This is a genomic window from Sphingomonas bacterium (assembly GCF_903644135.1).
Classification (GTDB): domain Bacteria; phylum Pseudomonadota; class Alphaproteobacteria; order Sphingomonadales; family Sphingomonadaceae; genus Sphingomonas.
In genome coordinates, this window is record NZ_CAHJXA010000298.1 from 1 (window position 1) to 3,512 (window position 3,512).

Consider the following 3,512-nt stretch of genomic DNA (forward strand, 5'->3'; position numbering starts at 1 on the left):
GTCCCCGACCAGGACCGACCCGCCGACGTTGAGGTTCTCCAGGGCCGGGACGTGGCCGAGGAGGCGGGTGCCGAGGCGATCCGTGCGCGGGGTGAGGCGGCGGAGGCGACGGTGCTCGACGTCGCCGATCTTGGCGCAGTGACGGCGTTCTTCGCCGAACTGCCGGCGTTCGATGTGCTGGTCAACAACGCCGGCACCAACCGCCCCAAGCCGATGCAGGATGTGGACGAGGCCGATTACGACGCGGTCCTCGACCTCAATGTCAAGAGCGCCTTCTTCGTCGCGCAGGCCTGCGCGCGTGGCATGATTGCCGCCGGCGCAGGCGGCAGCCTGATCCATATCGGCTCGCAGATGGGGCATGTCGGCGGCCCCAACCGCTCGCTCTACTGCGCCTCGAAATGGGCGCTGGAGGGGATGAGCAAGGCGTTTGCGCTCGACCTCGCCGCGCACCGCATCCGCTCCAACACCATCGCGCCGACCTTCATCGAGACGCCGATGACGCGGCCGTTCTTCGAGAACCAGGCATTCAAGGACAGCGTCCTCGCCAAGATCAAGCTCGGCCGGCTCGGCCAGGTCGAGGATTTGATGGGCGCCGCCGTCTTCCTCGCTTCCGACGCCGCCGCGCTGGTCACCGGCACCAGCCTGATCGTCGACGGCGGCTGGACCGCCGACTGATATTATAACCTTTAGGAGAGCCGACCATGGACAAGCGCACATTGGGCAAGGACGGCATCGCCACGTCCGCGATCGGGCTCGGCTGCATGGGCATGTCGGGCATGTACGGCCCCGCCGACCGGGCGGAGAGCATCGCGACGATCCACGCCGCGCTCGACGCCGGCGTCGTCCTGCTCGATACCGGCGACTTCTATGGTGCCGGCCATAACGAGCTGCTGCTCGCCGAGGCGCTCAAGGGCGTGCCGCGCGACGCGTATCAGCTCAGCGTCAAGTTCGGCAATCTGCGCGGCCCCGATGGCGCGATCATCGGCAACGACAGCCGGCCCAAGTCGCTGCGCAACTTCCTCGCCTATTCGCTGCAGCGGCTCGGCACCGACCATATCGACATCTACCGCCCGTCGCGGCTCGACAGCGAGGTGCCGATTGAGGACGCGATCGGGGCGATGGCCGATCTCGTCCAGGCGGGCTATATCCGCCAGATCGGCCTGTCGGAGGTCGGCGCGGCGACGCTGCGCAAGGCGGCGGCGGTGCACCCGATCAGCGACCTACAGATCGAGTATTCGCTGATCTCGCGCGGCATCGAGGAAGACATCCTGCCGACCGCGCGCGAGCTGGGCGTCGGCATCACCGCCTATGGCGTGCTGGCGCGCGGCCTGATCAGCGGCCACTGGCGCAAGGACGCAGCGGCCAGCAACGACATGCGGACCAAGACGCCGCGCTTCGCCGAGGGCAATGTCGACGCCAACCTCAAGCTGGTCGAGGCGTTGCGAACGATGGCGGACGCACGCGGGGTCAGCGTTGCGCAGGTGGCGATCGCCTGGGTGCTGGCGCAGGGCGACGACATCGTGCCGGTCGTCGGCTCACGCAAACGCGAGCAGCTGAGCGAGGCGCTGGGCAGCCTCGACGTGACGCTGTCGTCGGACGATCTCGCCTCGATCGAGCAGGCGGTGCCGGCCGGCGCAGCGGCGGGCGCGCGCTATCCCGAAGCGGCGCTGCACGCGATGGACAGCGAGAAGGCGTGACGCGCGGGGTGTCGGCGCGTCAGGTGCCGGCACCCGCCAGCCACTCCCGCCCTTCCGCGTACAGGGCCTCGACCTCGGGGCCCATCAGCCCCGGCATGTCGCGCTTGACGGTCAGGCCAAGCTTGGTCTGCAGATAAGCGAGGTGCCGATAGCCCTCGGGAAAGCTTTCCAGCAGTTCGGCGTCGAGTATCGGCGCGGGCCCCGGGCTGGCGGTGGTCATTCGGTCGCGCTCGTAGATCGGATGGCGCAGCACGATCTTCCACGCCCCCCCGCGCCGCTCGAACAGGTCGTAGAAACGGCCGTCGCAGAACGCGTCGCACACCACGCCGTCGATCGTCGCGCGCTGGGCGATCGTCACCTTGGTCTGCGCCACCGCGCGGTTCCCGGCAATGTCGATGTGGCAGCCGCTCATGGCGTGGTTGACCAGGATGCCGTTGCCCCAGCCGCGCCGGGTCAGCTCGGCGAACTCCTGCCCCGACACCTGCGACCAGGTGGTCATCATCCGCCCGTCCTCGTGGAACAGCGCCGCGAGCTGGTCGAACATGCCGGCGTCGCGGAACACCGCCCAATCCTCGACCACGCGCTGGATGGCGAAGAAATCGGCCTGATTGATGTCGCTCACCTAACATGTCTCCCTCGCTCGCCGTCGTGGCGCATTCGTCTTGCGGCTGCTAGGCAGGGACGGCAACCCTCAGCGGAACCTTAATCGATGACGCAGACCCTCGATCAAGCCGACACCACCATCGCCTCGCTGGAGGCACTCGACACGCGGCTGCGCTGGCTGTCGTCATGGACGATCCACAACGCCAACCACCTGCGCGACAGCCGCGACGGGCTGAAGGTCGGCGGCCATCAGGCGTCGTGCGCGTCGATGACGGCGATCATGGCGGTGCTGTATTTTCACGCGCTTGGCCCCAACGACAAGGTGGCGGTGAAGCCACACGCCGGGCCGGTGCTGCACGCGATCCACTATCTGCTGGGTGAGCAGAGCCTCGACCAGCTCCAACGCTTTCGCGGCCTCGGCGGGGCGCAGAGCTATCCCTCGCGCACCAAGGACCAGATCCCGGTCGACTTCTCCACCGGTTCGGTCGGGCTGGGCGTCGCGGTCACCGCTTTCGCCAGCCTGGTGCAGGACTATCTCATCGCGCACGGCGCGCTGGCGCAGGAGAATGCCGGCCGGATGATCGCGCTGATGGGCGATGCCGAGCTCGACGAGGGCAATATCTATGAGGCGCTGATCGAGGGCTACAAGCACGACGTGCGCAACTGCTGGTGGATCGTCGACTATAACCGCCAGTCGCTCGACCACACCACCGCCGACCGCATGTTCCGCCGCTTCGACGACATCTTCGAGACCTGCGGCTGGCGGGTGCTGACGCTGAAATATGGCAAACGGCAGCGGGAAGCGTTCAAGCAGCCGGGCGGCATGGCGCTCAAGGAGTGGATCGACAACTGCCCGAACGTCGATTTCGCAGCGCTGACCTATCAGGGCGGGGCGGCGTGGCGGGCGCGGCTGACCGCCGACATTGGCGGCAAGCCGAGCGTCGCCAAGCTGCTCGGTAGCTATGACGACGACGCGCTGGCGGCGCTGATGACCAACCTCGGCGGGCATTGCATCGAGACGCTGATGGAGGCGTTCGACGCCGCCAAGGACGACCGTCCGACGCTGTTCATCGCCTACACGATCAAGGGCTTCGGCCTGCCCTTTGCGGGCCACAAGGACAATCACTCGGGGCTGATGAACCCGCGCCAGATCGGGCAGCTGCGCGGCGACCTCGGCATCGCCGAGGGGGAGGAGTGGGAGCCCTATGGCGG

The 3,512-nt window shown here is 67.7% G+C and carries 3 protein-coding genes and 1 pseudogene; 3 read left to right on the forward strand and 1 reads right to left on the reverse strand.

Features of this window, described 5'->3' with window-relative positions:
- Both HUU96_RS13290 and HUU96_RS13295 read left to right on the forward strand, forming a co-directional pair.
- On the forward strand, nt 1-675 hold a 675-nt coding region (locus HUU96_RS13290), incomplete at its 5' end, for an SDR family NAD(P)-dependent oxidoreductase (protein WP_174293238.1).
- 26 nt (nt 676-701) lie between these two features.
- Nucleotides 702-1,697, forward strand: coding sequence for an aldo/keto reductase (locus tag HUU96_RS13295; RefSeq protein WP_174293239.1), 996 nt, complete (start codon nt 702-704; stop codon nt 1,695-1,697).
- Nucleotides 1,698-1,716: 19 nt separating this feature from the next.
- Here HUU96_RS13295 and HUU96_RS13300 read toward each other — a convergent pair whose 3' ends face one another.
- A complete protein-coding gene (locus HUU96_RS13300; protein ID WP_174293240.1) occupies nt 1,717-2,319 on the reverse strand; it encodes a nuclear transport factor 2 family protein in 603 nt (200 codons plus the stop codon).
- 87 nt (nt 2,320-2,406) lie between these two features.
- Between HUU96_RS13300 and HUU96_RS13305 the strand changes: the two are divergent.
- Nucleotides 2,407-3,512, forward strand: a pseudogene (locus HUU96_RS13305) (transketolase); the annotation flags it as partial.

Bases quoted from the DNA above. Each gene is read 5' to 3' on its own strand.
- HUU96_RS13295 (WP_174293239.1), top strand. From the start codon at position 702: ATGGACAAGCGCACATTGGGCAAGGACGGCATCGCCACGTCCGCGATC.